We start from the raw sequence: 26,375 nt of genomic DNA on the forward strand, positions 1-26,375 counted from the left end.
GTGCCGGGAGTGCGCAACCTGACCCAGGTCGAGGCGACCGAGCGGGCCCGCCTGCTCGAGGTGACCGGGTACGACATCAGCCTTGACCTGTCGACCGCGGTGCAGTCCACCGGTCGCACGTTCCGCTCGGTGACCGAGGTCCGGTTCCGCTGTACCGAGCCGGGGGCGACCACATTCATCGAGACAGCCGCCGAATCGGTGCGGTCGGCCACGCTCAACGGCGAGCCGGTGGACCTGTCCGGCTGGTCCGCCGAGAAGGGACTGACGCTCAGCGGCCTGGCCGCCGACAACGTGCTGGTGGTCGACGCCGACTTCGGCTACTCCAACAGCGGGCAGGGCCTGCACCGCACCGTCGACCCGGTGGACGGCGAGACCTACCTCTACAGCCAGTTCGAGACCGCCGACGCGCAGAAGGTCTACGCCTGCTTCGACCAGCCCGACCTGAAGAGCGTCTACACCTGGCACGCCACCGTCCCGGACCACTGGCGGGTCGTGTCGAACATGCCGGTGCAGCGCGAGGAGGCCGCCGGTGAGGGCCTGAAGACGGTGCACTTCACCGTCTCGGAGCGGATGAGCACCTACATCACCGCGCTGTGCGCCGGCCCGTACCACGAGGTGCGCCGCACCCACGACGGCATCGACATGGGCTACTTCTGCCGGGCCAGCATGGCCCCGCACATGGACGCCGACGACCTGCACCTGATCACCACGCAGGGCTTCGACTTCTTCCAGGAGAAGTTCGGCGTGCGTTACCCGCTGCCCAAGTACGACCAGCTCTGGGTGCCGGACTTCAACGCCGGCGCGATGGAGAACTTCGGCTGCGTCACGCACGCCGAGTCGCACTACATCTTCCGGTCGCAGGTCACCGACTTCGAGTACGAGCAGCGCGCCAACACGATCCTGCACGAGCTGGCGCACATGTGGTTCGGCGACCTGGTCACCATGCGCTGGTGGAACGACCTGTGGCTCAACGAGTCGTTCGCCGAGTGGGCCAGCCACTGGTGCAACACGCACGCCACCCGCTTCACCGACGCGTGGACCACGTTCCTGTCGATCCGCAAGAACTGGGGCTACCGGCAGGACCAGCTCTCCTCCACCCACCCGGTCTACTGCGAGATGCCGGACCTGGAGGCCGTCGAGGTCAACTTCGACGGCATCACGTACGCCAAGGGCGCGAGCGTGCTCAAGCAGCTCGTCGCGTACGTGGGCGAGGAGCCGTTCCTGGCCGGCCTGCGCGCCTACTTCGGCAAGTACGCCTGGGGCAACGCCACCTTCGACGACCTGCTGTCCGAGCTGGAGTCGGCCTCCGGCCGGGAGCTGCGCAAGTTCGCCGCCCAGTGGCTGGAGACCGCGCAGGTCAACACGCTGCGCCCGGAGGTGACCATCGGCGCCGACGGCACGTACGAGCGGGTGGTGGTCCGGCAGGAGGCGCCGGCCGCCTACCCGACGCTGCGTACCCACCGCATCGGCGTCGGCCTGTACGACCTGACCGACGGCCGGCTGGTGCGCCGCGAGCTGATCGAGACGGACGTGACCGGCGAGCTGACCGAGCTGTCCGAGCTGCACGGCAAGCCGGCCGCCGACGTGCTGCTGCTCAACGACGAGGACCTCACCTACGCCAAGCTGCGGCTGGACGAGCGGTCGATGGCCACTGTGGTGCAGCACATCGCCGGCTTCGACTCGTCGCTGGCCCGCGCGCTGTGCTGGACCGCCGCCTGGGACATGACCCGGGACGCCGAGCTGTCGGCCCGCGACTACGTGGCGCTGGTGCTGGCCGGGCTGACCGCCGAGACCGACATCAACCTGGTCACGGCCACGCTGCGGCAGGCGACCACGGCGCTCACCTTCTACGCCGACCCGGAGTGGGCGCCGACCGGCTGGGCCGACCTGTCCCGTACCGCCCGGACCGCGCTCGCGGCGGCCGAGCCGGGCAGCGGCTTCCAGCTCGCCTGGGCCCGCGCGTACGCCTCGTCGGCCCGCTCCGGCGAGGACCTGGCCACGCTGCGCGGCTGGCTGGACGGCAACGGTGTGCCGGAGGGGCTGACCGTCGACACGGAGCTGCGCTGGACGGTGCTCCAGTCGCTCGTCGCCAACGGCGCGGCCGGTGCCGCCGACGTGGACGCGGAACTGGCCGCCGACCGTACCGCCAGCGGCGAGCGGGAGGCCGCGTACGCGCACGCGCTGGTGCCGACCGCCGAGAACAAGGCCGCGGTGTGGGCGCTGCTCACCGGCCCGGACGCGCTGCCCAACTGGCGCAACCGGGCGCTGTTGCAGGGCTTCACCCACCCGGCGCAGGTCGAGCTGACCGCGCCCTACCGGGAGCGGTACTTCGCCACGGTGGACCAGGTGTGGGCGCAGCGCGACAGCGAGCCGGCGCAGGAGTTCGTGCAGCTCGCCTACCCGGCGTACCTGGTCGAGGAGGACACCGTCGCGGCCACCGACGCCTGGCTGGCCCAGGACGGGCGGCCGGCGTCGCTGCGGCGGCTGGTGGCCGAGGGCCGCGACGGCGTGGTCCGCGCGCTGAAGGCCCGGGAGCGGGACGCGCGCAGCGCCTGAGTGAGGCATGCCGGCCGGGGCCGGCGCGGGTGGCAGCCCGCGCCGGCCCCGGCCGCTGTCGTGGGCCCTGCGCCGCCGGCGAACGAGAAAGCCCGGCCCGCGTGTGCGCGGGCCGGGCTTCGTCGTGTGTGCGGGCGGATCAGCCCTTGCCGGCGTGGCTGGCGAGCTGGTCGAGGCCCTGGATGATGCCGCCGGCCAGGTCGCCGCCGCCGAAGGAGGCCACCATGGAGAGCGCGGCCAGCTTGGCGTACGTGTCCGGGATGCGCTTGCGCGCGTACTTGCCGGTGACGATCTCCAGCTGCCGCTGGTTGGGCGACACCGCGATCAGCACCGAGCGGTCCGGGTCGGCGAGCTGGCGGTGCAGCCGCTCGGCGTGCTCCCGGATCGGCTCGTCGAGGCCGCCGACGTAGACCGAGAAGACCAGACCGGTGCCCTGGTCGGCGAGGCGCAGCGCCTCGTCGATGCGGAGCAGCTGACGGGTCGAGAACGGTCCGTCCAGCACGTTGGGCGGGGTGCCCGTCCCCGTCGTGGGCCGCGCTTCACCAACGGTCACTTGCGCCTCCGGTTCCACCGGCCGGCGCCTCCCGGCCGGCCTGCTCCTGCTTGCGGCTGGTCAACGCCGGCGCCTGCGCCCCGGCGGCCAGCGCCGTGCCGGCCGAGTCGGCCAGCTGCTCCGGACGGCCCAGGAACCAGACCGGAGTGAAGTCGAAGGGCCGGCCCGGCCGGTAGCGCTTGGCGCCGCCACCGTTGCCGCGGCTGCCGACGGCCGCCAGGGCGGCGATCAGCAGCACCGCGGCGGCCGGGATGCCGACGAAGACCACCAACGTCTCGGTAACAGACAATCCCAACGCCCCCAGGCGGAAAGAGAGACCAGGAATGGTGCGGGTCGGCCGGTCAGGACCGGTCGCGTCCCACGTCACTTGTGATGTTCACGTTAGCGGAGTCGGCGGCCCGCCAGATTGCGGGGTGCTGATCCCATCCGTCACTCCGGTGCTCCAGTTGCGCGGCAGTGGCGAGCAACGTCGCGTCGTCGCCGTACCGGCCGGTGAGCAGCACCCCGACCGGAAGCCCGTCGGCGGTCCGTCCGACCGGCAGCGAAACGGACGGATCGCCCGTCACGTTGAAGACCGCGCAGTACGGCGAGAAGCGCCGCTGCCGGTCGAAGTCCTCGGCCGGTTCGAGGGCGGCGAACGCGCCCACCGGCGCCTGCGGGGTCGCGAGCGTCGGGCAGAGCAGCAGGTCACAACCGGCGGTACGGCGTACGCCACGGCGTACCTGCGCCTGGAGTTCGCCGAGCGCGGCCATCAGCCGGGCCGCGCCGAGCGCCTCGCCGCGCTCGCGCAGGAACCGGGTCAGCGGCAGCAGGTCGCCCTCGCGCCCGGCCGGGACCGGGGTGACCGCCAGCGCGTACCAGACGGTCTCGAACAGCGGCCACGCCTCGGGGCCGAGCGGCGCGGGGACGTCGACCACCTCGTGGCCGGCGTCGGTGAGCAGCGCGGCGGCCCGGTCGACGGCGGCGACGCAGTCCGGGTGGACCGGTTCGTCGGCGAGCATCGGCGTGGTGAAGCGGCCGACGCGCAGCCGGCCGGGGCCGGTGGCGTGGGCGGCGCGGGTGACGCCGAGGTACCCGCCGGCGGGCGACTCCGGCGGCAGGTACGGCTCGCCGGGCACCGGGCGCGCGAGCACGTCGAGCAGCGCGGCCACGTCGCCGACGGTACGGCCGATCGGCCCGTTCACCGGCAGCCCGAAGCCGCCGAAGCCGAGCGGCCCGCCGGAGACCATGCCCCGGCTGGGTTTGTAGCCGACCAGGCCGCAGAGCGCGGCCGGGATGCGCAGCGAGCCGCCGCCGTCGGAGCCCTGGGCCACCGGCACGAGCCCGGCGGCGACCGCCGCTGCCGCTCCGCCGCTGGACCCGCCCGCGGTGTACGCGAGGTCCCACGGGTTGCGGGCCGGCGGCGCCACCAGCCCTTCGGAGTAGAGCGAGCAGCCGAGTTCGGAGGTGGTGGTCTTGCCGAGGCTGACCAGGCCGGCGTCGGCCAGGAGGCGGACCACGTCGGCGTCGACCGGCGGGACGAAGTCGGCGAAGGCGGCCGAGCCGAAGGTGGTGCGTACCCCGGCGGTGAGCGTGAGGTCCTTGATCGCGGTCGGCACCCCGTGCAGCGGGCCGCGTTCCTCCGCCCCGAGCGCGTCGGCGGCACGGGCGGCGGCAAGGGCCCGGCCGGCGGTGACGGTGACGAACGCGCCGACGGTGTCGCCGAGCGCCTCGACCCGGCGCAGGTGGTGCTCGACCAGCTCCAGGCTGGACAGCTCGCCCCGGCGGATCGCGGCGGCCTGTTCCAGCGCGGTCAGGTCATGCGGCTCGGCCATGCCGTCCATCCTGCCGGTCCGGCGGCCGGGAGGCCCGGCGACACGTCCGGCGGCAGGTCCATATGCGGGTGATCCGGCCCGCGGCGGCCGGTCCATATGCGGGTGACATGACCGGTTCGGGATGGTCCGCCGGGCGGGCGTGACGCGCAGGATGTGAAGATCGACGCAAGTCGATCGAAGGCCGCCCCCACCACCCCGAGGAGCACGCCGTGCACCACGCACCCGGCACACCGGACCACCCGTCCCGGCTTCCGCGCGCCCTGCGCCCCCTGCTCGCCCTCGCCCTGACCGCCGCCGGCCTCGCCGCCCTGCCGGTGACCCCGGCCGGTGCCGGTGACGGCGGGCCGGCGGCAGCGCTGGCCGCGAACCCCTACGAGCGCGGCCCCGCGCCCACCGCCGCCTCCATCGAGGCCACCCGGGGCCCGTTCGCGACCGCCCAGACCACCGTCTCCGCATCGAGCGTCAGCGGCTTCCGCGGTGGCACGATCTACTACCCGACCAGCACCGCCGAGGGCACGTTCGGCGCGGTCGCGATCTCCCCCGGCTTCACCGCCGGCCAGTCGGCAGTCTCCTGGCTCGGGCCGCGGCTGGCCTCGCAGGGCTTCGTGGTCATCACCATCGACACCCTCTCCGTCTACGACCAGCCGGCCAGCCGCGGCACCCAGCTCCTGGCCGCCCTGGACTACCTGACCAACACCAGCGCGGTACGTACCCGGATCGACCGCAACCGGCTCGCCGTGATGGGGCACTCGATGGGCGGCGGCGGCAGCCTGTCGGCGGCGAACGCCCGGCCCGCGCTCCAGGCGGCGATCCCGCTGACCGGCTGGCACACGACGAAGAACTGGTCGTCGGTACGCGTGCCGACGCTCGTCATCGGCGCCGAGAACGACTCGGTGGCACCGGTGTCGTCGCACTCGGAGCCGTTCTACACCAGCCTGCCGGCCACACTGGACAAGGCGTACCTGGAGTTGAACGCGGCCAGCCACTCGGCGCCGACCTCGCCGAACGTGACAGTCGCGAAATACAGCATCTCGTGGCTCAAGCGGTTCGTCGACGACGACACCCGCTACGAGCAGTTCCTCTGCCCGGCGCCTCGCGGCTCCGCGATCGAGGAGTACCGGGACACCTGCCCGCACTCCTGAGCCGTTCCGGGTGCGTCTGCCCTCGGCAGACGCACCCGGAGTTCGTCAGCGGCCGAGGAACCGCAGCGCGTTGCCGCCGAGCAGCGCGTCCCGCTGCGCGTCGGTGAGGAAGTCCGCCCGGTGCACCACCTGGCCGACCGGCCGCTCCCCCAGCGGGTACGGGTAGTCGCTGCCGAGCAGCACCCGCTCGGCGCCCATGGTGTCCACCAGCAGCCGCAGCGCGGCCGGCTCGAAGACCACCGAGTCGACGTGGAACCTGTCGACGTACGAGCTGGGCGGCGCGCTGGACGCGCCGCGCACCAGGTCTCCGCGACGGTGCCAGGCGTTGTCGGCGCGGCCCAGCCAGAACGGGAAGCTGCCGCCACCGTGCGCGAAGCAGATCCGCAGCGTGTCCGGCACCCGGTCGAACACGCCGCCGAGGATCAGCGCGAGCACCGACAGGTGCGTCTCGGCCGGCATCCCGGTCAGCCAGCGGGCCATCCACCGGTCCAGCCGGGGGCCGCCGGGCATGTCCCACGGGTGCACGAACACCGGCGCGCCGACCTCGGCGCAGTGGGTCAGGAACTGCACGATGCCCTCGTCGTCCAGGTCCCGGTCGCCGACGTGGTTGCCGATCTCCACGCCGGCGTGCCCCGCCGACAGGCAGCGGTCCAGCTCGGCGCAGGCCGCGTCCGGGTCCTGCAACGGCACCTGGCAGAACGGCACCAGCCGGCCGTTGCCGGCCGCGGTGACCTCCAGCGTGAGGTCGTTGAAGATCCGGGCCACCTTGACCGCCTGGTCGGCCGGTCGGTCGTAGCTGAAGAACACCGGGGTGGGCGAGACGACCTGCACGTCCACGCCGTCGGCCTCCATGTCGGCCAGCCGGGTCGGCGCGTCCCAGCACTGCGCGCCGATCGGGCGGAACTCCGTCTCCCCCACCATGATCATGGCGGCGCGCTCGGAGTCCACCCGCAGCCAGGGCCAGCCGGACCCGCCGCACGCCGCGGCGAGGTCCGGCCACCCCTTCGGTACGACGTGCGTGTGCACGTCCACGACCGGCACGCGTCAGCCCTTGCCCGGGTGCAGCGCGCCGCAGTTGTCGCAGGTGCGGGCCGTCTCGTCGGCGTAGAACGCGGCGAAGACCGGGGGCAGGTCGGCGGCGATGTCGCGGACCTGCAACTCCACCTCGTGCACCTTGTGGTGGCACTCGCCGCAGTACCACTGGAACTTCTCCAGCGTGCCCTCCTCGCGGACCCGCTCGATCACCATGCCGATCGAGCCGGCCTCGGGGCGCTGCGGCGAGTGCGGGGTGTTCCGCGGCAGCATCCACATCTGCCCCTCGCGCACGTGCACCGTACGCGGCCCCTCGGGCAGCATCAGGTTGATGTGCATGTTGCCCTTGACCTGGTAGAAGAACTCCTCGTACGGGTCGACGTGGAAGTCCGTGCGCTGGTTCGGGCCACCCACAACCATGACGATGAAGTCGTCGCTGCCGGGCAGCATCTCCTTGTTGCCCACCGGGGGCTTGAGCAGGTGCTGGTTCTCGCCGATCCAGCCGGAGAAGCTGAACGGCTCGGCGATCTCACTCATGGGAACCTCCCGACGGAAGTAGGGCGACTGCCTGCATCTCGATCAGCAGATGCGGGTGCGGAAGCTGGTGCACGGCCACCGTGGTCCGGGTCGGCCCGGTGGCGTCGAAGAACTCGGCCCACACCTCGTTGTAGCCACCGAAGTCGTTCATGTTGACCAGGTAGCTGGTGACCTGCACCAGGTCGGTCAGGTCGGCGCCGACCGTGCGCAGCAGGTCCCGGATGTTCTCGATCACGGCCCGGGTCTGCTCCCGGATGTCCAGGTCGGTGGTGCCGAACTCGTCCACCGACACCCCGGCGAACGTGTTGTCCGGCCGGCGCGACGACGTGCCGGACACGTAGACGAACCCGCCGGCCACCTTGACGTGCGGGAACGCGCCCCGCGGCACGGCCTTCCCGGCCACCACGCGGGCCGTCACGGCAGGGCCTTGAGCGTGGCGGAACCGAGCTTCTCCACAGTGGCGCGCACGTGTGCGCCGGGGCGCAGCGGCACCGCGGCGGTGGCCGCGCCGGCCAGGAACACCCAGCCCTTGCGCAGCCGGACGCCGTGCCGGCCGGCCAGACGCAGCCCCTCGTCCAGCGCGCGACGCGGGTCGCCGAGGATGGCGGCGGTCGAGCCGACCTGCGCCACCCGCCCGTCGATCTCCAGCAGCACGCCGAGGTTGTCCAGCCCGTCCGGCACCGGCGACCACGGCCCGACCACGAACGCGGCGGCCGAGGTGTTGTCGGCGATCACGTCCGGCAGCGAGAAGGTGAAGTTCGCGTACCGGGAGTCGATCAGCTCGATCGCCGGTGCGACCGCGCGCACCGCACGGGTGAACGAGCCGACCGGTTCGCCCGGGTCGGGCAGCCGGTCCAGCAGGAACGCCACCTCCGGCTCGACCCGGGGGTGGATGAAGTCGCCGACGTCGACACCGCCGCCGTCGGGCACCCGCATCACGTCGGTCAGCCGGCCCCAGATCACCTCGTCCACGCCGACCTGCGCCATCTTGGCCTTGCTGGTCAGCCCCATCTTCAGGCCGACCAGCCGCTCACCCCGGTCGAGGCGGCGCTGCACCAGCGCGGTCTGCACCGCGTACGCGGCGTCGACGTCGAGGCCGGTCTCGGCGGCGAGCTGCGGGATCGCGGTGGCGTCGTCGGCCGCCGCACCCAGCTTCTCCGCGATGCCGGCGATGTCCGGCCCGATCATGAGTTACTCCCCTTAGCCGCCAGGTCCAGTGCCACGTCCACGATCATGTCCTCCTGGCCGCCGACCATCCGGCGGCGGCCCAGCTCGACCAGGATCGAGCGGACGTCCACGCCGTACCTGGCCGAGGCCCGCTCGGCGTGCCGCAGGAAGCTGGAGTAGACGCCCGCGTACCCCAGGGAGAGCGTCTCCCGGTCGACCTGGACCGGCCGGTCCTGCAACGGGCGGACCAGGTCGTCGGCGGCGTCCATCAGCGCGAACACGTCGCAGCCGTGCTTCCAGCCGTGCAGCTCGGCGACCGCGACGAAGACCTCCAGCGGCGCGTTGCCCGCACCGGCGCCCATGCCGGCGAGCGACGCGTCCACCCGGACGGTCCGCCCGGACGGCGAACCGAGCGGGCCGTCGCCGAGGATCCGGCCGTGCTCGACCGCCAGCACGCTGTTCGCCACGCCCAGGGACAGGTTGTGGTGCGCGTGGATGCCGATCTGCGTCTCGGGTTCCAGCACCTGCCGGTACGCGTCGACGCGCTGCGCCACGTCCGACATCAGCAGCCGGCCGCCGGAGTCGGTGACGTAGACGCAGTGCGCGCCGTACGACTCCATCAGCTTGGCCTGCGCGGCCAGCCCGGCCGGGTCGTTGAGGTGCGACATCATGAGGAACCCGGAGACGTCCATGTCGTTCTCCCGGGCCCAGGCGATGTGCTGGGCGGAGATGTCCGCCTCGGTGCAGTGGGTGGCGATCCGGACGCTGGTCACGCCGAGCGCCTTCGCCGCCTTCAGGTCGGCGATGGTGCCGATGCCCGGCAGCAGCAGCGTGGTGAGCCGCGCGGTGGTCAGCACCTCGGCGGCGGCGGCGATCCAGTCCGCGTCGGCGGCGGCGCCGTGCCCGTAGTTGACGCTGGAACCGGCCAGGCCGTCGCCGTGCGCCACCTCGACCGCCGCCACACCGGCCGCGTCGAGCGCGGCGGCGATGGTACGCACCTGGTCGACCGTGTACCGGTGGGCGATGGCGTGCATGCCGTCGCGCAGCGTCACGTCCTGGATGTAGAGGTCGGTCATCGCGCACTCACCTCCCGCAGCGCCACCAGCCGCTCGGCGGTACGCAGCGCGGCCGACGTCATGATGTCGAGGTTCCCGGCGTACGCGGGCAGGTAGTGCCCGGCGCCGGAGACCTCCAGGAACACCGACACCTGAAGGCCGGTGAAGTGCCGGCCCAGCACCGGCGCGTACGTGTCGACCGCGTCGAACTGCACGTCCTGCTTGAGCCGGTAGCCGGGCACGTACTCCTGCACGGTCTTCACCATGTCGGCCACCGAGGCGGCGATCGAGCCCCGGTCGGCGTCGGCGTCCGGGCACAGGCAGTAGACCGTGTCGCGCATCAGCAGCGGCGGGTCGGCCGGGTTCAGCACGATGATGGCCTTGCCGCGCTCGGCGCCGCCGACCACCTCGATGGCGCGGGCGGTCGTCTCGGTGAACTCGTCGATGTTGGCCCGGGTGCCCGGACCCGCCGACTTCGAGGCGATCGAGGCGACGATCTCCCCGTACGCGACGGGGGTGACCCGGCCGACCGCGTGCACGATCGGCACCGTGGCCTGCCCGCCGCAGGTCACCATGTTGACGTTCGGTTCGCCCAGGTGCTCGTCGAGGTTCACCGGCGGCACCACGTACGGGCCGATCGCGGCGGGCGTCAGGTCGACGACGGTGCGGCCGTGTGCCCGCAGCACCTCGTCGTGCCGCTTGTGCGCGCCGGCCGAGGTGGCGTCGAAGACGAGCTGGACGTCCGCGAACTCGGGCAGCGCGACCAGGCCGTCGACGCCCTCGGCGGTGGTGGTCACGCCGAGCCGGCGGGCCCGGGCCAGACCGTCCGAGGCCGGGTCGATGCCGGCCATCGCCACCATGCGCAGGCTCTCACTGAGCCGCAGCACCTTGATCATCAGGTCGGTGCCGATGTTGCCCGACCCGAGCACCGCCACTCCGACGCTCATGCTGTGCCGCCTTTCGTTCGCGACTGCGGGGCTCGCAAAACCGGCTCACTCCTCGCGCTCACGGGTCTCCTCCGAGGAGAAGCAGGTACGCACCGAGCCGAGGCCGGAGATGCGCGCCTCGTACGCGGCGCCGGGCGTGACCGGCACCATCGGGCCGAGCGCGCCGGAGAGCACCACGTCGCCGGCCCGCAGCGGGTCACCGGCGCGGGCCATCGTGCCGGCCAGCCACTGCAACGCGTGCAGCGGATTGCCGAGGCAGGCCGCGCCCGCGCCGACCGAGACCGGCTCACCGGCGTGCTCCAGCACCATGCCGCACAGCCGCAGGTCCACGTCGGCGAGCCGCCGGGGCGCGGTGCCGAGCACGAACAGCCCGCTGGAGGCGTTGTCCGCCACCGTGTCCACGATGGAGATGTCCCAGTCCGCGATCCGCGAGTCGACGATCTCGATGGCCGGCAGCACGTGGTCCACCGCCCGGATCAGGTCGACAGTGGTGACCCGCTCGTCCGGCAGGTCCGCGCCGAGCACGAAGGCGATCTCCGCCTCCACCCGCGGCTGGAGCAGCCGGTCGATCGGCACCTCGACACCGTCGCCGACGGCCATGTCGTCGAAGAGCACCCCGAAGTCGGGCTGGAAGACGCCGAAGCTCTCCTGCACGGTCCGCGACGTCAGGCCGATCTTCGCGCCGACGCGGCGGTGCCCCTTGCCCAGCCGTTGCCGGGTGTAGACCTGCTGCACCTGGTACGCGGCCTCGATGTCGCCCTCGGGCAGCAGCCGGCCGCGTAGCGGCGGGCAGGGCTTCCCGTCCTGCCGGGCCACTGCCAGTTCCCGGTTGGCGGCCTCGATGTCCACGGTCATGGCGGCTCCTCGCTTACGTCGCTGGGGATTCCGGCCATTCTGCCCACCACGCGCACTCATGTGAGGTCCACGCAGACGTTGGTCAGCTCGGAGTAGAAGTCGAGCGAGTGCACGCCGCCCTCGCGGCCCACTCCCGACGCCTTCACCCCGCCGAACGGGGTGCGCAGGTCGCGCAGGAACCAGGTGTTCACCCAGACGATGCCCGCGTCGAGCCGGGCGCCGGCCCGGTGCGCCCGGCCCACGTCCCGCGTCCACACCGTCGCCGCCAGGCCGTAGGCGGTGCCGTTCGCCAGCGCGTACGCCTCGTCCTCGTCGTCGAACGGCGCGACGTGCACCACCGGGCCGAAGATCTCCTCCTGGTTGGTGCGGGCGTCCGCCCCCAGGCCGGTGAGCACAGTCGGCTGCACGTACGCCCCGCCGTCACGGCCGTCGCCGAAGCGCGGCGTGCCGCCTCCCGCGCGGACCTCGGCGCCCTCGGTGCGGGCCAGCGCGTAGTGGCCGAGCACCTTGTCCCGGTGCCCGTGCGAGATGAGCGGCATGTTCGCCGTCGCCTCGTCGTCCGGCCAGCCGTACGCCAGCTCGCCGGCCCGCTCGGCCAGCCGTGCGGTGAACTCCTCGAACACCGGCCGCTGCACGTAGATGCGCTCGGTGCAGAGACAGACCTGGCCGCCGTTGGTGAAGCTGGACCGCACCGAACCGGCGACCGCCGCGTCCAGGTCGGCGTCGGCGAACACCAGGCCGGCGTTCTTGCCGCCCAGCTCGAAGCTGACCGCCTTCACCCCGTCGGCGGCGGCGCGCATGATCGCGCTGCCGGTGGCCGACTCGCCGGTGAACGTGATCGCGTCCACGCCCGGGTGGCGGGTCAGGTGCTCACCGGCCGAGCCGGGGCCGAAGCCGTGCACCAGGTTGAACACGCCGTCGGGCACGCCCGCCGCGGCCATCACCTCGGCCAGCAGCGTGGCCGACGCGGGGGTCTCCTCGCTGGGCTTGACCACGACGGCGTTGCCGCAGGCCAGGGCCGGGGCGACCTTCCAGGTGAGCAGCAGCAGCGGCAGGTTCCACGGCACGATGACGGCGACCACGCCGACCGGCTTGCGGACCGCGTAGTTCAGCGCCCGGCCCCCGGCCGGGGTGACTGTGGTGAACGACTCGGTGGGCGCGGTGGCCACGATCTCGGCGAACGCCCGGAAGTTGGCCGCGCCGCGCGGGATGTCGAGCGTCCGGGCCTGCGAGATGGACTTGCCGGTGTCCGCGACCTCGGCGGCGACCAAGTCGTCGAAGCGCCGCTCCAGCTCGTCGGCGACCCGGCGCAGCACCTCGGCGCGTTCCCGCTCCCCCATCCGGCCCCACGGGCCGCGCAGCGCCGCCCGGGCCGCCGCGACCGCGTCGTCCACAGTCGACTCCGACGCCTCGACCACCTCGAACACCGGCTCGCCGGTGACCGGGCTGCGCTTGGTGAACCGGGAACCGGCGTGGACGAACTCGCCGCCGACGAAGTTGCGGAGCAGGCCGGGGCCGTCCGGCGCGTGCCCGGTCATCAGCCGGGGATCCCAGAGCGTCATCGCCGCCGCCCCAGCGCCGCGCGGACACCACCGGCCAGCAGCGCGACCGCGCCGGCCGCGACCGCACCGACCACCGCGTACTGCGCGCGCACCCGGCGGCGCACCTGCGCGTACGGGGTGGTGGAGAAGGAGACCAGCTCGTACTGGGAGACGTAGCGGCCGGGCAGCGCCCGTTCCAGCGCGTGCTCGACCTGCTTGCGGGTGCGGAACACCGGCGAGGCGACCTTGTCCCGCATCTCCACGAAGTTCGCCAGCGCCATCCGGGCGATCGCCTCGGCGTTGTCCTGGCGGCGGTGCTGGAACAGCGGCAATGCGGCGGCCCACTCGTCGTCGCACTCGTCCAGGCAGCGGTCCAGCTCGACCACGTCCTCGAACGCGCAGTTCGCGCCCTGGCCGTAGAACGGCACGATGGCGTGCGCGGCGTCGCCGATCAGGCCGACCTTGCCGGCCACCTGCCACGGCGTGCAGCGCACCGTGCCGAGCACACCGACCGGGTTGTGCTGGTAGTCGTCGACCAGGTTCGGCGCCAGCGGGACCAGGTCCGGGTAGTGCGTGGCGAAGAACTGCTCGATCGCCGCCGGGCTGCTGAGCGAGGCGAAGCTGCGGGTGCCGTGGGTGGGCCAGAACAGCGTGCAGGTGAAGGAGCGGTCCGGGTTCGGCAGCGCGATCATCATCGAGGTGCCGCGCGGCCAGATGTGCAGCGCGCCCGGGTCGAGCGCGAACTCCCCGCCCAGCGGCGGGATGGTCAGCTCCTTGTAGCCGTAGTCGAGGAAGTCCAGGCTCTCGGTCACGCCGCCGTACGCGAGCAGTTGCCCGCGCACCGCGGAGCCGGCGCCGTCGGCGCCGAGGACGACCGAGGCGGTGGCGGTGACCTTGCCCTGCGGGGTCTCGAACGTCATCTCGCCGCCGAGCGGGTCGAGCCCGACCAGCCGGTGGTCGAAGGCGACGCGCACGTTCGGCAGCGCGGCGGCGGCGTCGAGCAGCGCGTTGTTCAGCGCGCCCCGGCTGATCGAGTTGATCGCCCGGTCCCCGGAGCCGCTGTACGACTGGAACTCCGGCTCGCCCTCGACCGGGTGGATCATGCGGCCGCGCATCGGCAGCGCGTCCGCCATCACCTCCTCCTCCAGGCCGATGCGGCGAAGCGCGTCCAGGCCGCGCTCGGACAGCGCCAGGTTGATCGACCGGCCCCGCTCGACGGTGCCGGTACGCGGGTCGGGCCGCCGCTCGTAGAGGGCCACCGGGTAGCCGCGCCGGGCCAGGTAGCAGGCCAGCAGACAGCCGGCCAGCCCGGCGCCGACCACGGCGATCTCGTCGCGCTCGCTCACGAGCCCTCCTTCTCAAACGTTGCCGCCAGCGCCTCGGCGACCCGCCAGCAGTCGTGGTACGTGGAGTAGAGCGGCACCGGCGCGAACCGGACGATGTCCGGCTCCCGGGCGTCGGCGACCACGCCGTGCTCGTGCCGCAGCCGCTTGGTCAGCTCGTTCGCGCTGCCCACCCAGCCGCCTTCCGTTCGCGACTGCGGGGCTCGCAGACCCGGCTCACTCCTCGCGCTCACGCCGATGCGCACGGAGAGCTGGCAACCGCGCCGGGCCGGGTCACGCGGGGTGACCACCGTCAGCGGGCGGCCGGGCGTCACCTCGTCGAGCAGCTGCTCCAGCCAGGCGGTGAGCCGCAGGCTGCGTTCGCGCAGCGCCGGCATGCCGACGGAGTCGAACAGCTCCAGCGACGTGCGCACCGGGCCCATCGCGAAGATCGGCGGGTTGGAGATCTGCCACGCCTCGACGGTGGCCGGCGGCCGGGACACCGGCGTCATCTCGAACCGGGTGGCCGCCTCGGTGCTCCACCAGCCCTCGAAGCGCGGGATCGACGGGTCGCCGAGGTGCCGCTCGTGGACGAAGACGCCGCCCAGCGCGCCCGGGCCGGAGTTGAGGTACTTGTACGAGCACCAAGCGGCGAAGTCGACGTCCCAGTCGTGCAGCGACAGCGGCACGTTGCCCGCGGCGTGCGCCAGGTCCCAGCCGACCACGGCGCCCGCGGCCCGGCCGGCGGCGGTGATGGCGGGGATGTCCATCAGCTCGCCGGTCAGGTAGTTCACGCCGCCGAGCATCAGCAGCGCCACCGTGTGGCCCTCGCGGGCCAGGAAGTCCAGCACGTCCTGGGTGCCGAGCGTGTCGGAGCCGGGGCGCGGCTTGAGGCGGACCACAGTGGTGTCCGGGTCCAGGCCGTGGAAGCGGGCCTGGCTGCGCACGGCGTAGCTGTCCGAGGGGAACGCGCTGTCCTCGATCACGATGCGGGTGCGCTCGCCGGCGGGCCGGTAGAAGCTGACCATCAGCAGGTGCAGGTTGACCGTGAGGGAGTTCATCACCACGGTCTCCGCGGGCAGCGCGCCGACCAGGCGGGCGGCCGGTGCGGTCAGCAGCTCGTGGTACGGCAGCCAGGGCCGCTCCGACTCCAGGTGCCCCTCGACGCCCAGGCGGCTCCAGGCGTCCAGGTCGGCGAGGAGTTCGTCGCGGGTGGCCCGCGGCTGGAGGCCGAGCGAGTTGCCCGCCAGGTACGCCGTGTCGGGGTGGCGGCCGCCGTCGGCGGGCGGGATGTGGAACAGGTGCCGGTGGCCGGGGTCGGCGGCGTCGCGGCGGAGGGCTTCGTTCTCGGGGGTGTGCATGCTGTTCTCTCTCGTCACATCGCGGTGCGGGCCGACCACAGCTCCGGGAAGACCACCCGGGCCATGCTGCGCTGCAACCATGCCAGTCCGGCGGAACCACCGCTGCCGACCTTGGCGCCCATGGTGCGCTGGACGGCCTTGACGTGGTTCCAGCGCCAGTCGCCGAACTCCTCGGCGATCTCGGTGAGCGCGTCGCCGAGCAGGCGCAGGTGGTTGTCCGGCCCGTTGTCGCCGTAGATCCGGACCCAGGCCGCCTCGATCGCCGGGTGTCCCTCGTGCTCGGCGTTCACGTCCCGGGACAGCAGCTCGTCCGGCACGTCGAAGCCCTTGCGGGCCAGCAGCGCCACCACCTCGTCCCAGAGGCTCGGCGTGGCGAGCGCGGCGGTCAGCTCGTCGTACACCTCGGTCTGCCGGCGGAACGGGCGGATCAGCGCCCGGTCGCGCAGGCCGAGCAGGAACTCCAGCTGGCGGTACATGGCGGACTGGAAGCCGGAGCCCTCGCCGAGCCGGTCGCGGAAGCGGTTGAAGTCGGCCGGGCTCATCCAGCGCAGGCCGTGCCACGCGGCGTTGAGGCCCTCCAGGTGCAGGGCGGCCCGGCGCAGCGGGGGCAGCGCCTCCCAGATCCGGTCCTCGCGCAGCTCACGCTTGGCGTGCCGCAGCTCGTGGCAGGTCAGGCCGAAGTACAGCTCCATGATCTGGCTGACCATCAGGAAGGACATCTCGCCCGGGTCGTCGCTGAGCGGCTCCTGGAGCCGGTGCAGCGTGCTGGCCCGCACGTACGCGTCGTACGGCACGCGGTCGGCGAACTCCAGCGTCGGCTCGCCGCCGTTGCGTGCCGCCCGAGCCGCCCGTTCCTGGGGGGTTACCGGGCGCACCGCCGTCGTCTGTTCCACAGTCATTCTCCGTCCGTGCGCGGGGTAGACGTCATGATCCCGCTGGTGGGCGGCCGAATGGAATGCCTGTTCAACGGCGGTATGGTGGTCTCACTTCGCGAACCGAAACCATCTCGCGTCGCCGTCTTTACGGAAGGAAGGTCCGCGCGTGGACGACATGGACTGGGCGCTGCTGCGCGAGCTCCAGGCCGACGCCCGGCTCTCGTACAGCGAGTTGTCCCGCCGGGTTCACCTGTCGCCGCCCGCTGTCGCCGAGCGGGTACGGCGGCTGGAGGAATCCGGTGTGATCACCGGCTACCACGCCCACGTCGACCTCACCCGGGCCGGGCGCACGGTGCTCGCGCTGATCCGGATGTCCTGCTACGGCGCGCGCTGCATCCTCAACGACCCCGACGTCGCGGGCTGGCCGGAGATCATGGAGATCCACCGGATCACCGGGGACGCGTGCAGCATGCTCAAGGTCGCCGCCACCAACATGGGCGAGTTCGAGGAGGTCATCGACCGTCTCGCGCCGTACGGGCAGCCGTCCAGCACGATGGTGCTCTCCACCCCGCTGGCCTGGCACCCCGTGGTCAAGGCGCCTCGTTAGCTTCCCCTGCCCTCCGGGAAAGCAGGCGCCGCTGCCCGTCAGTGGTCCGGCGCACCGTCGCGCCGGGAGGGGGGAACCATGCGAGGGCTCCTGTCACATCGTGCGTTGTCGTCCGTGTTGGGCCTGCTCGGCCTGGTCGCGGCGTTCGTCCTGACCACCGCGCCACCGGCCCGGGCCGGGGAGAGCGTGTTCATCGAGGTGACGCCGAACAGCGTCCAGGCCGGTTCCCGGGTGAACCTGCGCGCCGGGTGCGACAACAGCAACAACCGCCAGGCGCAGGTCACCTCCGACGCCTTCGGGCGGGTGACGCTGCGGCCGGACAACGGCTTCCTCAGCGGCTCGGTCACCGTGCCCGGCAACAAGGCGCCGGGCGACTACCCGGTGAACCTGGACTGCTCCAACGGCAACACCGCCTCGACCATGCTCACCGTGCTCAACATGGCGCAGCCGAGCAAGGGACCGGCGACCGGCGGCGGTGGCACCGCGGGTAGCCGGGGCACCGGCTCGCTGCTGCTGGTCGGTGGCCTGGTCGCGGTGGCAGTGGTCGCCGGTGTGAGCGCCCGCCGTAAGTCCGGCGGCCGCGTCTGACGAGAGGTGCCGCAATGGCCCGCTCATCGCGCCGCCGGGACCGTACCGGCCCGGCGGCGGACCGCAGACGCCGCGCCGCCGCCCGTCCCGGCCGCCGGTCGCCGCAGCGCGCCGGCCGGCTCCGGGCCGCGCTGCGGCTGACCGCCGGGGCCGCGCGCCGGTTCGCCCACGTCGCCGGGCACGCGTTCTCGGCCAGCGTCGCCACCGCCGACCCGCAGTCCCGGCCGGTCCCGGCCCGCGCCGCCAGGACCACCACCCGCCGGTACGCCCCGAGCCGCAACCCGGGTGTCCCGGTGCTCGTGGTGGCGAGCGTGATGGCGCTGATCGTGGCCATGCTCGGCGTGGAACGGGTGACCGGCGTCAGCGTGCTGCCGGACCGGATCGTCGCCGGCCTGCGCCCACCGCCGAAGAAGTTCCCGGTGCTGCCGGCCAGTCCACCGACCGGCCTGAGCATCGGCAAGCTCGACCTGCGTGCGCCGGTGCACCGGGTGGGCATCGCGCCGGACGGCAGCATCGCCGTGCCGGACGTGGAGCGGGCCGGCGAGGTCGGCTGGTACGACCAGGGCCCCACCCCCGGCCAGTACGGACCGGCCGTGCTCGTCGGGCACGTCGACACCACCACCGGTCCGGCCGTCTTCCACGGGCTGAGGGAGCTGGACGACGGCGACCGGATCGAGGTGACGCGGGAGGACCGCTCGGTGGCGGTGTTCGAGGTGACGTCGATCGAGCGGTACGGCAAGGAGAAGCTGCCGGTGGAGGACGTCTACGGCGACTTCAGCCGGCCCAACCTGCGGCTGATCACCTGCGGCGGGCGCTGGGTTGGGGGCGAGACCGGGTACGCGGACAACCTGGTCGTCTACGCCTCGCTGGTCAAGGCGCGCTGAGCGGGCCGGTCAGGCCGCCTCGGGCTCGGGCTCGCGCAGGTCGAGCCAGTCCGCCCAGCGCGGGTCGGGGGCGCGGTGCCCGAGCACCCGCCAGGCGGCTCCTTTGGGCGCGGCCGGCAGGTGGTGCAGCCGCCAGCCCAGCTCGGCGGGCGTCTTGTCGCCTTTGGTGTGGTTGCACCGCGCGCACGCGGCGACCACGTTCTCCCAGGCGTGCCGACCGCCCCGGCTGCGTGGGAAGACGTGGTCGATGGTTTCGGCGGGCCCCCGGCAGTACGCGCACCGCCACCCGTCGCGGGCGAACACGGCCCGCCGGGACAGCCCGACGTGGGTGCGGTACGGCACCCGGACGTAGCGGGTCAGGCGTACCACCGAGGGCACCGGTAACGCGTTGCGCGCGCTGTGCAGGATGCCCTCGCCGTCGGCGACGCAGACCGCCTTGGCGGACAGGACGAGGATCGCGGCACGACGCACCGACACGACGCACAGGGGCTCGTAGGTGGCGTTGAGAACGAGTGCACCGGAGCCCGCCGTGGGTCGTATGTCAGGCATCGCGCTCACCCTCCCGGTCCAGTCGCTCCCGCCTCGTCTGCGCCGGAACCGCCCCGCGGACAGCGCGGAACGGCTCCGACGCCGGCCGGATCACCGACGTCCGTTGCGCCAATAGTCCCTGATCGCGCCCCGGATTGCACGTACTAATCCGGGCTACCCCCTCCGGTAGCGACACTTCACCGAGGTGGCGGTGTCCGCCGCTCGTCACCCGTGCGGTACGAAAGCAGGGTGAACGTCTCCGACCTGATCTCCGCCCTGCTGTCGGCCTTCTCCGACCGGCGCCCGGACTGCCAGGGCAGCAGTTCCTGCGAGTTCCTGTACCGGCTCACCGGCTCCGCCTGGTTCGCCGAGAGCAGCTACTGGATCCTGCTGAAGCCGCTACGGGTCGCGTTGATCCTGTTGATCGCGGTGGCCGCCCGGTGGGCGCTGCACCGGACCATCAACCGGCTGGTCCGGACCACCACCCAGGGCGCGGTGCCGACCATGCTCCGCCCGCTGCGGGAACGCATCCCCAGCGCCACGCTCGACCCGGACCAGTTCGTGCCGGAGCGGCGGCGGCAGCGGGCCGAGGCGATCGGGTCGGTGCTGCGCAGCATGGTCACCGCGTTCGTCTTCGGCATCGCGCTGCTGATGGTGCTCAAGGAGTTCAGCTTCGACCTGGCCCCGCTGCTGGCCAGCGCGGGCATCGCCGGCGTGGCGCTCGGCTTCGGCGCGCAGAGCCTGGTGAAGGACCTGATCGCCGGCCTGTTCATGTTGATAGAGGACCAGTACGGCGTCGGCGACACCGTCGACCTGGGCGAGGCCACCGGCGTGGTCGAGGCGGTGGGGCTGCGGGTCACCACGGTCCGGGACGGCCGCGGCGTGCTCTGGTACATCCGCAACGGCGAGATCGTCCGGGTCGGGAACAAGAGCCAGGGCTGGGCGCTGGTCGTGGTCGACCTGCCGATCGGTTTCGCCGGCACCGAGGAGGCCACCGCCGTGCTGCGTACCGCGGCGGCGTCGGTGGCGCTGGACCCGGAGCTGGCGCCGAGCATCGTGGAGCAGCCGGAGGTCCTGGGCGTCGAGCAGATGACAGTCGACGGGGCGGTGATCCGTACCGTCGTCAAGACCACAGCGGACGGGCAGTTCGCGGTCGGGCGCGAGCTGCGCCGGCGCCTCGCGGAGGCGTTGGAGAACTCGGGGATCGTCGCGCAGATCGCGGCCGCCCGGCTGTTCCCCGGCCTGCCGGTCCAGCCGCCGGCGCCGCCCGCCGCCGAGGGTACGGGCACCGGCGGACCCACCTGAGCCGCCGGACGAGCCGGGCTATTTTCCGGGGTTCCGCACCGCGCGGCCCCTCGGGTATCGTCCGTTCGTTCAGTCGGAGATGCGACGATCAATCCGTTCGCCCTAGCCAGTTGTCAGACGATCGGGCAGAATCCGGTGCACACGCTCCACCGGGGGGCGTGCTCGTGTCCTCGCTGATCGGTTGATCTGACGACGGTTCCCGGTCGGGCCATCACAAGTGGTCGACCAGGAACGATGGAGGCGACGGTGTCCGACGCGCGACCCGCCCGGGAGGGCCCGGCCACCTTCCGGGACGTCTTCGGTCAGTCGGAGTTCCGCGCCATCTTCGCCGCCAACACCCTGTCCTGGGTGGGTGACTACCTGGCCCGCGCCGCGGTCACCGTGCTCGTGCTGCGCGAGACCGATTCGGTCGCGCTCTCCGCCGCCGCGTTCGCCGCCAGCTACCTTCCGTGGCTGGTCGGCGGACCGCTGCTCTCCGCGCTCGCCGAGCGGCACCACTACCGGCGCGTCATGGTGGTCTGCGACGTCCTCCGGATGGCGCTGATGGCGCTGGTCGCGATGCCCTGGATGCCGACCTGGTCGGTCTTCGCGCTGATCTTCCTGGCCACGCTCGCGAACCCGCCGAGCCAGGCGGCGCGGTCCGCGCTGATGCCGCACATCCTGACCGGGGACCGGCTGGTCGTGGGCCTGTCCGCGTTCACCAGCGCCGGCCAGGCCGCCCAGGTCGTCGGCTACCTGATCGGCGCCACGGTGGCGGCGCTCAACCCGAACACCGCGCTGCTCGTCAACGCGGTGACCTTCGCCGTGTCGGCCGCGATCGTCCGCTTCGGCGTACGCGAGCGGCCACCGGCGATGACCGAGGTGCACCGCAGTCACCTGCTGCGGGAGACCGTCCAGGGTTTCCAGATCGTCTTCGAGCGGCCGGTGCTGCGCGCCATCGCGGTACTGGTGTTCAGCGCGATGCTCTTCTCGATCGTCCCGGAGGGGCTGGCCGCGGGCTGGGCCGCCGACCGGACCGACGGCGGGATGGACGCCGGCACCGCCCAAGGGCTGATCATGGCCGCCGTCCCGGTCGGATACATCCTCGGCGGGCTGACCATCAGCCGGCTCGTCGGCCCGGACCGGCGGCTGACGCTGATGCGGCCGTTGATGATCATCGCGCCGGCGACGCTCGTACCCGCGCTGCTCAATCCGCCGCCGGCCGTGGTGGCGCTGCTGGCCGCCGGGTGCGGCTTCGCCGTCGCCGGGCTCGTCCCGGTCGCCAACGGCCTGTTCGTGCAGGCGCTCCCGGACGGCTTCCGGGCCCGGGCGTTCGGCGTCATGGCCAGCGGCACACAGATCATCCAGGGTGCCGCTGTGCTGGCCACGGGCGCGCTCGCCGAGCGCTTCTCGGTCCCGTCGGTGGTCGGCGTGTGGAGCGCCGCCGGGGTGCTGATCATGTCTGTGGCGGCACTCGCCTGGCCCCGGCCGCAGGTGATCCACGACGCCATCGCGACGGCCCGCGCCGAGTCGCCGGCCGGCGGCGGAACCGCGCACGCGCCCGCGCGCGGCCCCGCGTCGGGTGACCGGAACCACGAGCACGGCCGACGCCGGCACGCGGTGACGTGATCCGCGCCGCCCCGCGGGCGGGCGCAGGCGCCGGGCCGCACCTGGCAGGATGGAAGCGTGACTTCCCCAGGCGAGTCGATGACCCTCTTCGAGGCGATCGGCGGTGAACCGGCCTTCCGCAAGCTGGTGGACGAGTTCTACGCCGGTGTCGCCGACGACCCGCTGCTGCGGCCGATGTACCCGGAGGAGGACCTGGGCCCGGCGGCGGACCGGCTGACCCTGTTCCTCATCCAGTACTGGGGTGGCCCGCACACCTACTCGGAGCAGCGCGGCCACCCGCGGCTGCGGATGCGGCACGCCCCGTACCGGATCGGCGCGGCCGAGCGGGACGCCTGGCTGCTGCACATGCGCCGGGCGGTGGACGCGCTCGACCTGCCGCCGCAGCTCGCCGCCGCGCTCTGGGACTACCTGGAGCGGGCCGCCTACTTCATGGTGAACGTGATGGAGGATCCGGCCGCCGGCTGAGCCCGGCCGGCCCGGCCTAGAGCAGGGCGCCCTCGTCGTGCAGCCAGTCGACGAACGTGACGGCGACCGCGGCGCCGCAGTCGAGCATCTCGACGAGCAGCGCGTCGTGGGCGCCGGCGCCGAGCGGGACCTGCAACTCGGCGTAGATCGGGAGCTGACCGCGCTCGGTCGGGTCACCGATGTACGCCTTGCAGAAGCGCCGGGTGTGGTTCCACTCGTTCACCACGCGGTAGGCGCGGTCGGCCCAGTCCGGCGGAACCGTCGCGTGCGGGCGGGCCCGCATCACCAGGATCTCGTCCTCCGGACCCTCCAGCGCGACCAGCACGGCGTGCCGCTCCCACATGGCCAGCAGGTTGCCGTCGCCGTCGGCCAGGTAGCGGACGTCGAGCAGGTCGAGCGCGTCGCAGACCCGGCTCAGCGTGACCGGCGCGACGGTGGCCGGCATGTCCGCGAGGACCGGCCGCTCGGGTGGCGCCACGTCGTCCCCCGGCTGGCGAGGGGTCGGTGGGCCGACCCGGATGGTGTCATCCACTGTGGTCCCGCTTCGAGTCTCCGGCTCCCCGCCAGCGGCGGGACCAGGGCGCCATGACCACCACGGCATCGCTCGCGCACCTCACTCCCCAGCGGATCCGGACGCCTACGGTGCGTTGGATCCGAGGATGGACGGTACCCGGACAGACGGCGTGAGGCATCCCCCCAACGACCGCCCCAAACCGGAAGGACGAACCGGGGTCATCCGTTCGGATGACCTAGCGTCGGCCTGAGTGCAAGATCGGCGACGGTACGCGACCAGGCCGCCCCGAACGGTCCGACGAGTCCGACCCATCGGCCCGCCGTGCGCACCTGAACGTCGTCCGCGCCAGCGCCGAGGAAACCCATCCGGACCAGGGCCTGCACCAGCCGCTGCGACACCTCCACGGGCGTGCGCGGCGCCTCGTCCGGGGTCACCACCACCGCGACGTGGTCCAGCAGCGCGTCCCGCAGCACCCGCTGCCCGACCGCGCGGCCCGCCACCCCGTGCGTGGCCGCCTCGCGCAGCGTCCCGGCCGCCGCCTCCGCGATCCGGCGCAGCTCGGCGCCGGGCAGCGCCTCCACCGCCCGGCTCGCCGCCGGTGGGAGCTGCCACCGCCAGCCGTCGTCCCGGCGTACCGGAAGCGCCCCGCCGCCGGCGGAGAGTTCGGCCAGCAGCTCCCCCGCGGCGACAGTGACGTCCCCGGGGGCGGTGCCCGGCACGGTACGGACCACGAGCACGCCCCACGGCAGCCGCGCCCAGAGGGCGGTACGGCCCGCACCCGGCACCGGCCGCAGCCGCACCAGTGTGGCCGGGTCGAACCGGACCAGCCGGGCCAGGAACGCCCCGGCGTCGGCCGCCCCGGTCAACCCGTGCCCGGTCATCCGCTGAGCCCCGGCGCGTATCGGAGCAGGAACGCCCGCTCCTCCGGCGAGATCCGGCGCGGGCGCTGCTCCGCCAGGTCGAACGGCACCAGCAGCGACCGGGCGGTGCCGGCCAGCGTGTCGCCGTCGTACAGCTCGTACGCGACCGAGAAGGAGGCGGCCCTGATCTGGTCCACCCACAGCTCGATCCGTACCGTCGGCGCGGCCTCGGCGCTGGCCCGGCCGAGCGCGTAGTCGACCGGGCGCAGGTAGTCGACCTCGTGCCGGCGGATGACCACACCGTCGGCGAACGAGCCCACTCCCCACGCCCGGCCGCCGGCGAACATCATCGCTACCCGGGCCTCCTCGTAGAGCGTGAGGAAGCGGGCGTTGTTGACGTGGCCGTACGCGTCCAGGTCGGACCAGCGCAGCGCGCAGTGGTAGACGAAGCGGTCAGTCACGGGTGAGCTTGCGGTAGGTCACCCGGTGCGGGCGGGCCGCCTCGGCGCCGAGCCGGTCGACCTTGTTCTTCTCGTACGCCTCGAAGTTGCCCTCGAACCAGAACCACTTGGCCGGGTTCTGGTCGTCGCCCTCCCAGGCCAGGATGTGCGTGGCGACCCGGTCCAGGAACATCCGGTCGTGGGAGATCACCACGGCGCAGCCGGGGAACTCCAGCAGCGCGTTCTCCAGGCTGGACAGCGTCTCCACGTCCAGGTCGTTCGTCGGCTCGTCGAGCAGGATCACGTTGCCGCCGATCTTCAGCGTCAGCGCCAGGTTGAGCCGGTTGCGCTCGCCGCCGGAGAGCACCTTGGTCGGCTTCTGCTGGTCCGGCCCCTTGAAGCCGAACGCGGCGATGTACGCCCGGGACGGCATCTCGACCTTGCCCACCATGAGGTGGTCGAGCCCGTCGGACACGACCTCCCAGACGGTCTTGTCGCCGTCCAGGCCCTGCCGGTTCTGGTCGACGTACGACAGCGAGACGGTCTCGCCGACCCGGACCGAACCGCTGGTCGGCTGCTCCAGCCCGACGATGGTCTTGAACAGCGTGGTCTTGCCGACGCCGTTCGGGCCGATGATGCCGACGATGCCGTTGCGGGGCAGCGAGAACGACAGGTCGTCGATCAGCACCCGGTCACCGAACGCCTTGGTGAGGTTCTGCGCCTCGATGACCGTGTTGCCCAGGCGCGGGCCCGGCGGGATCTGGATCTCCTCGAAGTCCAGCTTCCGGGTCTTCTCCGCCTCGGCGGCCATCTCGTCGTAGCGGTCCAGGCGGGCCTTGGACTTGGTCTGCCGCGCCTTGGCGTTCGAGCGGACCCACTCCAGTTCCTCGGAGAGGCGCTTCTTCATCTTGGCGTCGCGGCGTCCCTCGACGGAGAGCCGGGCGGCCTTCTTCTCCAGGTAGGTGGAGTAGTTGCCCTCGTACGGGTAGGCCCGGCCGCGGTCCAGCTCCAGGATCCAGTTGGCCACGTTGTCCAGGAAGTACCGGTCGTGGGTGATCGCCAGGACGGTGCCGGCGTACTTGGCGAGGTGCTGCTCCAGCCACTGCACGCTCTCCGCGTCCAGGTGGTTGGTGGGCTCGTCGAGCAGCAGCAGGTCCGGCGCCTCCAGCAGCAGCTTGCACAGCGCCACCCGGCGGCGCTCACCACCGGAGAGCGTGGTGACGTCGGCGTCCGGCGGCGGGCAGCGCAGCGCGTCCATCGCGAGTTCGAGCTTGGAGTCGATGTCCCACGCGTCGGCGGCGTCCAGATCCTCCTGGAGCTTGCCCATCTCCTCCATCAGCTCGTCGGAGTAGTCGGTGGCCATCTGCTCGGCGATCTTGTTGAACCGCTCCAGCTTGGCCTTGGTCTCGGCGACCGCCTCCTCGACGTTGCCGAGGACCGTCTTGGCGTCGTTGAGCGGCGGCTCCTGCGCGAGCATGCCGACGGAGTAGCCGGGCATGAGCCGGGCCTCGCCGTTGCTGGGCCGGTCCAGCCCTGCCATGATCTTGAGGAGGCTGGACTTACCGGCGCCGTTCGGACCGACCACCCCGATCTTGACACCCGGCAGGAAGTTCAGCGTCACGTTGTCGAGCACGACCTTGTCGCCGTGCGCCTTGCGCGCCTTGTCCAGGACGTAGATGAACTGGGCCACGGTGCGGGCTACCTCCGTCGGTTGCGATCGCGGGCTTGTCGGGTGCGGGGGGCCGTCGTCGATCTCCGCCGGCCGCCGCCGGCCGGGAGCCGGCCGCACGCACGCCGCCGTCAATCCTGACAGGTACGG

27 protein-coding genes are annotated in these 26,375 nt (G+C 72.7%); 8 read left to right on the forward strand and 19 right to left on the reverse strand.

The features are described from left to right. Positions 1 to 9: 9 nt before the first annotated feature. On the forward strand, positions 10 to 2,556 hold the full coding sequence (gene pepN / locus ACN27D_RS06720) for an aminopeptidase N (RefSeq protein WP_357896898.1): 2,547 nt from the start codon (positions 10 to 12) through the stop codon (positions 2,554 to 2,556). Between the two features lie 139 nt (positions 2,557 to 2,695). Here pepN and ACN27D_RS06725 read toward each other — a convergent pair whose 3' ends face one another. The 3 genes from ACN27D_RS06725 to ACN27D_RS06735 all read right to left on the reverse strand — a co-directional run bounded on the left by ACN27D_RS06725 (position 2,696) and on the right by ACN27D_RS06735 (position 4,923). Continuing rightward, positions 2,696 to 3,109, reverse strand: a complete 414-nt coding sequence (locus ACN27D_RS06725) for a DUF5130 family protein (RefSeq protein WP_421498779.1) — start codon at positions 3,107 to 3,109, stop codon at positions 2,696 to 2,698. Then, complete coding sequence (locus tag ACN27D_RS06730) at positions 3,096 to 3,380, reverse strand: hypothetical protein (protein WP_026268244.1); 285 nt, start codon at positions 3,378 to 3,380, stop codon at positions 3,096 to 3,098. Before ACN27D_RS06730 ends, ACN27D_RS06725 begins: the two co-directional genes overlap by 14 nt. Before the next feature lie 70 nt (positions 3,381 to 3,450). Continuing rightward, the gene (locus ACN27D_RS06735) at positions 3,451 to 4,923 is read right to left on the reverse strand and encodes an amidase (protein ID WP_421498780.1); all 1,473 of its coding nucleotides are present in this window, start codon (positions 4,921 to 4,923) and stop codon (positions 3,451 to 3,453) included. Between the two features lie 209 nt (positions 4,924 to 5,132). Between ACN27D_RS06735 and ACN27D_RS06740 the strand changes: the two genes are divergently transcribed. Further along, positions 5,133 to 6,065: an alpha/beta hydrolase gene (locus tag ACN27D_RS06740; RefSeq protein WP_421498781.1), complete on the forward strand. Its 933-nt coding sequence runs from the start codon at positions 5,133 to 5,135 to the stop codon at positions 6,063 to 6,065. A 45-nt stretch (positions 6,066 to 6,110) separates the two neighbouring features. Here ACN27D_RS06740 and ACN27D_RS06745 read toward each other — a convergent pair whose 3' ends face one another. From ACN27D_RS06745 to ACN27D_RS06795, 11 genes are read right to left on the reverse strand one after another with little or no spacing between them, the layout of a single operon-like run. Next, the gene (locus ACN27D_RS06745) at positions 6,111 to 7,106 is read right to left on the reverse strand and encodes an amidohydrolase family protein (RefSeq protein ID WP_013288057.1); all 996 of its coding nucleotides are present in this window, start codon (positions 7,104 to 7,106) and stop codon (positions 6,111 to 6,113) included. 3 nt (positions 7,107 to 7,109) lie between these two features. Continuing rightward, positions 7,110 to 7,634, reverse strand: coding sequence for a 3-hydroxyanthranilate 3,4-dioxygenase (locus ACN27D_RS06750; RefSeq protein WP_421498782.1), 525 nt, complete (start codon positions 7,632 to 7,634; stop codon positions 7,110 to 7,112). Next, positions 7,627 to 8,052, reverse strand: coding sequence for a RidA family protein (locus ACN27D_RS06755; protein ID WP_357896893.1), 426 nt, complete (start codon positions 8,050 to 8,052; stop codon positions 7,627 to 7,629). The genes ACN27D_RS06750 and ACN27D_RS06755 overlap by 8 nt, the downstream gene beginning before the upstream one ends. Next, positions 8,049 to 8,822 carry a 2-keto-4-pentenoate hydratase gene (locus ACN27D_RS06760; protein ID WP_120573583.1) on the reverse strand — a complete coding sequence of 258 codons (774 nt, stop codon included), beginning with the start codon at positions 8,820 to 8,822 and terminating at the stop codon, positions 8,049 to 8,051. Before ACN27D_RS06760 ends, ACN27D_RS06755 begins: the two co-directional genes overlap by 4 nt. Continuing rightward, complete coding sequence (gene dmpG, locus ACN27D_RS06765; RefSeq protein ID WP_393158123.1) at positions 8,819 to 9,877, reverse strand: 4-hydroxy-2-oxovalerate aldolase; 1,059 nt, start codon at positions 9,875 to 9,877, stop codon at positions 8,819 to 8,821. Before dmpG ends, ACN27D_RS06760 begins: the two co-directional genes overlap by 4 nt. Beyond that, positions 9,874 to 10,803, reverse strand: coding sequence for an acetaldehyde dehydrogenase (acetylating) (locus ACN27D_RS06770; protein ID WP_358175137.1), 930 nt, complete (start codon positions 10,801 to 10,803; stop codon positions 9,874 to 9,876). The genes dmpG and ACN27D_RS06770 overlap by 4 nt, the downstream gene beginning before the upstream one ends. A 45-nt stretch (positions 10,804 to 10,848) precedes the next feature. After that, complete coding sequence (locus tag ACN27D_RS06775; RefSeq protein ID WP_121683144.1) at positions 10,849 to 11,658, reverse strand: 2-keto-4-pentenoate hydratase; 810 nt, start codon at positions 11,656 to 11,658, stop codon at positions 10,849 to 10,851. A 56-nt stretch (positions 11,659 to 11,714) separates the two neighbouring features. Continuing rightward, positions 11,715 to 13,196, reverse strand: coding sequence for a 2-hydroxymuconic semialdehyde dehydrogenase (locus tag ACN27D_RS06780; protein ID WP_421501116.1), 1,482 nt, complete (start codon positions 13,194 to 13,196; stop codon positions 11,715 to 11,717). 20 nt (positions 13,197 to 13,216) lie between these two features. Continuing rightward, on the reverse strand, positions 13,217 to 14,545 hold the full coding sequence (locus tag ACN27D_RS06785) for an FAD-dependent oxidoreductase (protein ID WP_393158125.1): 1,329 nt from the start codon (positions 14,543 to 14,545) through the stop codon (positions 13,217 to 13,219). Continuing rightward, the gene (gene kynU, locus ACN27D_RS06790) at positions 14,542 to 15,882 is read right to left on the reverse strand and encodes a kynureninase (RefSeq protein ID WP_421498783.1); all 1,341 of its coding nucleotides are present in this window, start codon (positions 15,880 to 15,882) and stop codon (positions 14,542 to 14,544) included. The genes ACN27D_RS06785 and kynU overlap by 4 nt, the downstream gene beginning before the upstream one ends. Positions 15,883 to 15,896: 14 nt before the next feature. After that, positions 15,897 to 16,781, reverse strand: a complete 885-nt coding sequence (locus tag ACN27D_RS06795; protein WP_135241658.1) for a tryptophan 2,3-dioxygenase family protein — start codon at positions 16,779 to 16,781, stop codon at positions 15,897 to 15,899. Between the two features lie 142 nt (positions 16,782 to 16,923). Between ACN27D_RS06795 and ACN27D_RS06800 the strand changes: the two genes are divergently transcribed. The 3 genes from ACN27D_RS06800 (at position 16,924) to ACN27D_RS06810 (ending at position 18,836) form a co-directional block, all read left to right on the forward strand. Beyond that, positions 16,924 to 17,364 carry an Lrp/AsnC family transcriptional regulator gene (locus tag ACN27D_RS06800; protein ID WP_091423095.1) on the forward strand — a complete coding sequence of 147 codons (441 nt, stop codon included), beginning with the start codon at positions 16,924 to 16,926 and terminating at the stop codon, positions 17,362 to 17,364. A gap of 78 nt (positions 17,365 to 17,442) precedes the next feature. Beyond that, positions 17,443 to 17,952 (forward strand): hypothetical protein, encoded by a 510-nt coding sequence (locus ACN27D_RS06805; RefSeq protein WP_120573575.1) that lies wholly within the window; start codon positions 17,443 to 17,445, stop codon positions 17,950 to 17,952. A 14-nt stretch (positions 17,953 to 17,966) separates the two neighbouring features. Further along, on the forward strand, positions 17,967 to 18,836 hold the full coding sequence (locus tag ACN27D_RS06810; protein ID WP_120573574.1) for a class F sortase: 870 nt from the start codon (positions 17,967 to 17,969) through the stop codon (positions 18,834 to 18,836). Positions 18,837 to 18,845: 9 nt separating this feature from the next. Here ACN27D_RS06810 and ACN27D_RS06815 read toward each other — a convergent pair whose 3' ends face one another. Further along, positions 18,846 to 19,385, reverse strand: a complete 540-nt coding sequence (locus ACN27D_RS06815) for an HNH endonuclease (protein WP_013288071.1) — start codon at positions 19,383 to 19,385, stop codon at positions 18,846 to 18,848. A gap of 255 nt (positions 19,386 to 19,640) precedes the next feature. On the opposite strand from ACN27D_RS06815, the gene ACN27D_RS06820 reads away from it, so the two are divergent. The 3 genes from ACN27D_RS06820 (at position 19,641) to ACN27D_RS06830 (ending at position 22,742) form a co-directional block, all read left to right on the forward strand. After that, positions 19,641 to 20,669: a mechanosensitive ion channel family protein gene (locus ACN27D_RS06820; protein WP_393158245.1), complete on the forward strand. Its 1,029-nt coding sequence runs from the start codon at positions 19,641 to 19,643 to the stop codon at positions 20,667 to 20,669. A gap of 234 nt (positions 20,670 to 20,903) precedes the next feature. After that, positions 20,904 to 22,277: an MFS transporter gene (locus tag ACN27D_RS06825; RefSeq protein ID WP_358175123.1), complete on the forward strand. Its 1,374-nt coding sequence runs from the start codon at positions 20,904 to 20,906 to the stop codon at positions 22,275 to 22,277. A 78-nt stretch (positions 22,278 to 22,355) separates the two neighbouring features. Next, positions 22,356 to 22,742 carry a globin gene (locus ACN27D_RS06830; protein WP_120573572.1) on the forward strand — a complete coding sequence of 129 codons (387 nt, stop codon included), beginning with the start codon at positions 22,356 to 22,358 and terminating at the stop codon, positions 22,740 to 22,742. 16 nt (positions 22,743 to 22,758) lie between these two features. Here ACN27D_RS06830 and ACN27D_RS06835 read toward each other — a convergent pair whose 3' ends face one another. The 4 genes from ACN27D_RS06835 to ettA all read right to left on the reverse strand — a co-directional run bounded on the left by ACN27D_RS06835 (position 22,759) and on the right by ettA (position 26,246). Beyond that, positions 22,759 to 23,343, reverse strand: coding sequence for a YbjN domain-containing protein (locus ACN27D_RS06835; protein ID WP_120573571.1), 585 nt, complete (start codon positions 23,341 to 23,343; stop codon positions 22,759 to 22,761). 131 nt (positions 23,344 to 23,474) lie between these two features. Then, positions 23,475 to 24,137 (reverse strand): hypothetical protein, encoded by a 663-nt coding sequence (locus ACN27D_RS06840; protein WP_421498784.1) that lies wholly within the window; start codon positions 24,135 to 24,137, stop codon positions 23,475 to 23,477. Continuing rightward, a complete protein-coding gene (locus ACN27D_RS06845) occupies positions 24,134 to 24,577 on the reverse strand; it encodes an acyl-CoA thioesterase (RefSeq protein ID WP_120573569.1) in 444 nt (147 codons plus the stop codon). The genes ACN27D_RS06840 and ACN27D_RS06845 overlap by 4 nt, the downstream gene beginning before the upstream one ends. Then, on the reverse strand, positions 24,570 to 26,246 hold the full coding sequence (ettA, locus tag ACN27D_RS06850; protein WP_252450201.1) for an energy-dependent translational throttle protein EttA: 1,677 nt from the start codon (positions 26,244 to 26,246) through the stop codon (positions 24,570 to 24,572). Before ettA ends, ACN27D_RS06845 begins: the two co-directional genes overlap by 8 nt. Between the last annotated feature and the right edge of the window lie 129 nt (positions 26,247 to 26,375).

This window comes from Micromonospora sp. WMMD1274, from assembly GCF_049179035.1.
GTDB classification, from domain to species: domain Bacteria; phylum Actinomycetota; class Actinomycetes; order Mycobacteriales; family Micromonosporaceae; genus Micromonospora; species Micromonospora tulbaghiae.

Coding starts and splice junctions, on each gene's coding strand:
- ACN27D_RS06735 (WP_421498780.1), bottom strand. CDS start 4,923: ATGGCCGAGCCGCATGACCTGACCGCGCTGGAACAGGCCGCCGCGATC.
- ACN27D_RS06750 (WP_421498782.1), bottom strand. CDS start 7,634: ATGAGTGAGATCGCCGAGCCGTTCAGCTTCTCCGGCTGGATCGGCGAG.
- ACN27D_RS06760 (WP_120573583.1), bottom strand. CDS start 8,822: ATGATCGGGCCGGACATCGCCGGCATCGCGGAGAAGCTGGGTGCGGCG.
- dmpG (WP_393158123.1), bottom strand. CDS start 9,877: ATGACCGACCTCTACATCCAGGACGTGACGCTGCGCGACGGCATGCAC.
- ACN27D_RS06770 (WP_358175137.1), bottom strand. CDS start 10,803: ATGAGCGTCGGAGTGGCGGTGCTCGGGTCGGGCAACATCGGCACCGAC.
- ACN27D_RS06775 (WP_121683144.1), bottom strand. CDS start 11,658: ATGACCGTGGACATCGAGGCCGCCAACCGGGAACTGGCAGTGGCCCGG.
- ACN27D_RS06780 (WP_421501116.1), bottom strand. CDS start 13,196: ATGACCGGGCACGCGCCGGACGGCCCCGGCCTGCTCCGCAACTTCGTC.
- kynU (WP_421498783.1), bottom strand. CDS start 15,882: ATGCACACCCCCGAGAACGAAGCCCTCCGCCGCGACGCCGCCGACCCC.
- ACN27D_RS06795 (WP_135241658.1), bottom strand. CDS start 16,781: ATGACTGTGGAACAGACGACGGCGGTGCGCCCGGTAACCCCCCAGGAA.
- ACN27D_RS06805 (WP_120573575.1), top strand. CDS start 17,443: ATGCGAGGGCTCCTGTCACATCGTGCGTTGTCGTCCGTGTTGGGCCTG.
- ACN27D_RS06810 (WP_120573574.1), top strand. CDS start 17,967: ATGGCCCGCTCATCGCGCCGCCGGGACCGTACCGGCCCGGCGGCGGAC.
- ACN27D_RS06815 (WP_013288071.1), bottom strand. CDS start 19,385: ATGCCTGACATACGACCCACGGCGGGCTCCGGTGCACTCGTTCTCAAC.
- ACN27D_RS06825 (WP_358175123.1), top strand. CDS start 20,904: ATGGAGGCGACGGTGTCCGACGCGCGACCCGCCCGGGAGGGCCCGGCC.
- ACN27D_RS06830 (WP_120573572.1), top strand. CDS start 22,356: ATGACCCTCTTCGAGGCGATCGGCGGTGAACCGGCCTTCCGCAAGCTG.
- ACN27D_RS06835 (WP_120573571.1), bottom strand. CDS start 23,343: ATGCCGTGGTGGTCATGGCGCCCTGGTCCCGCCGCTGGCGGGGAGCCG.
- ACN27D_RS06840 (WP_421498784.1), bottom strand. CDS start 24,137: ATGACCGGGCACGGGTTGACCGGGGCGGCCGACGCCGGGGCGTTCCTG.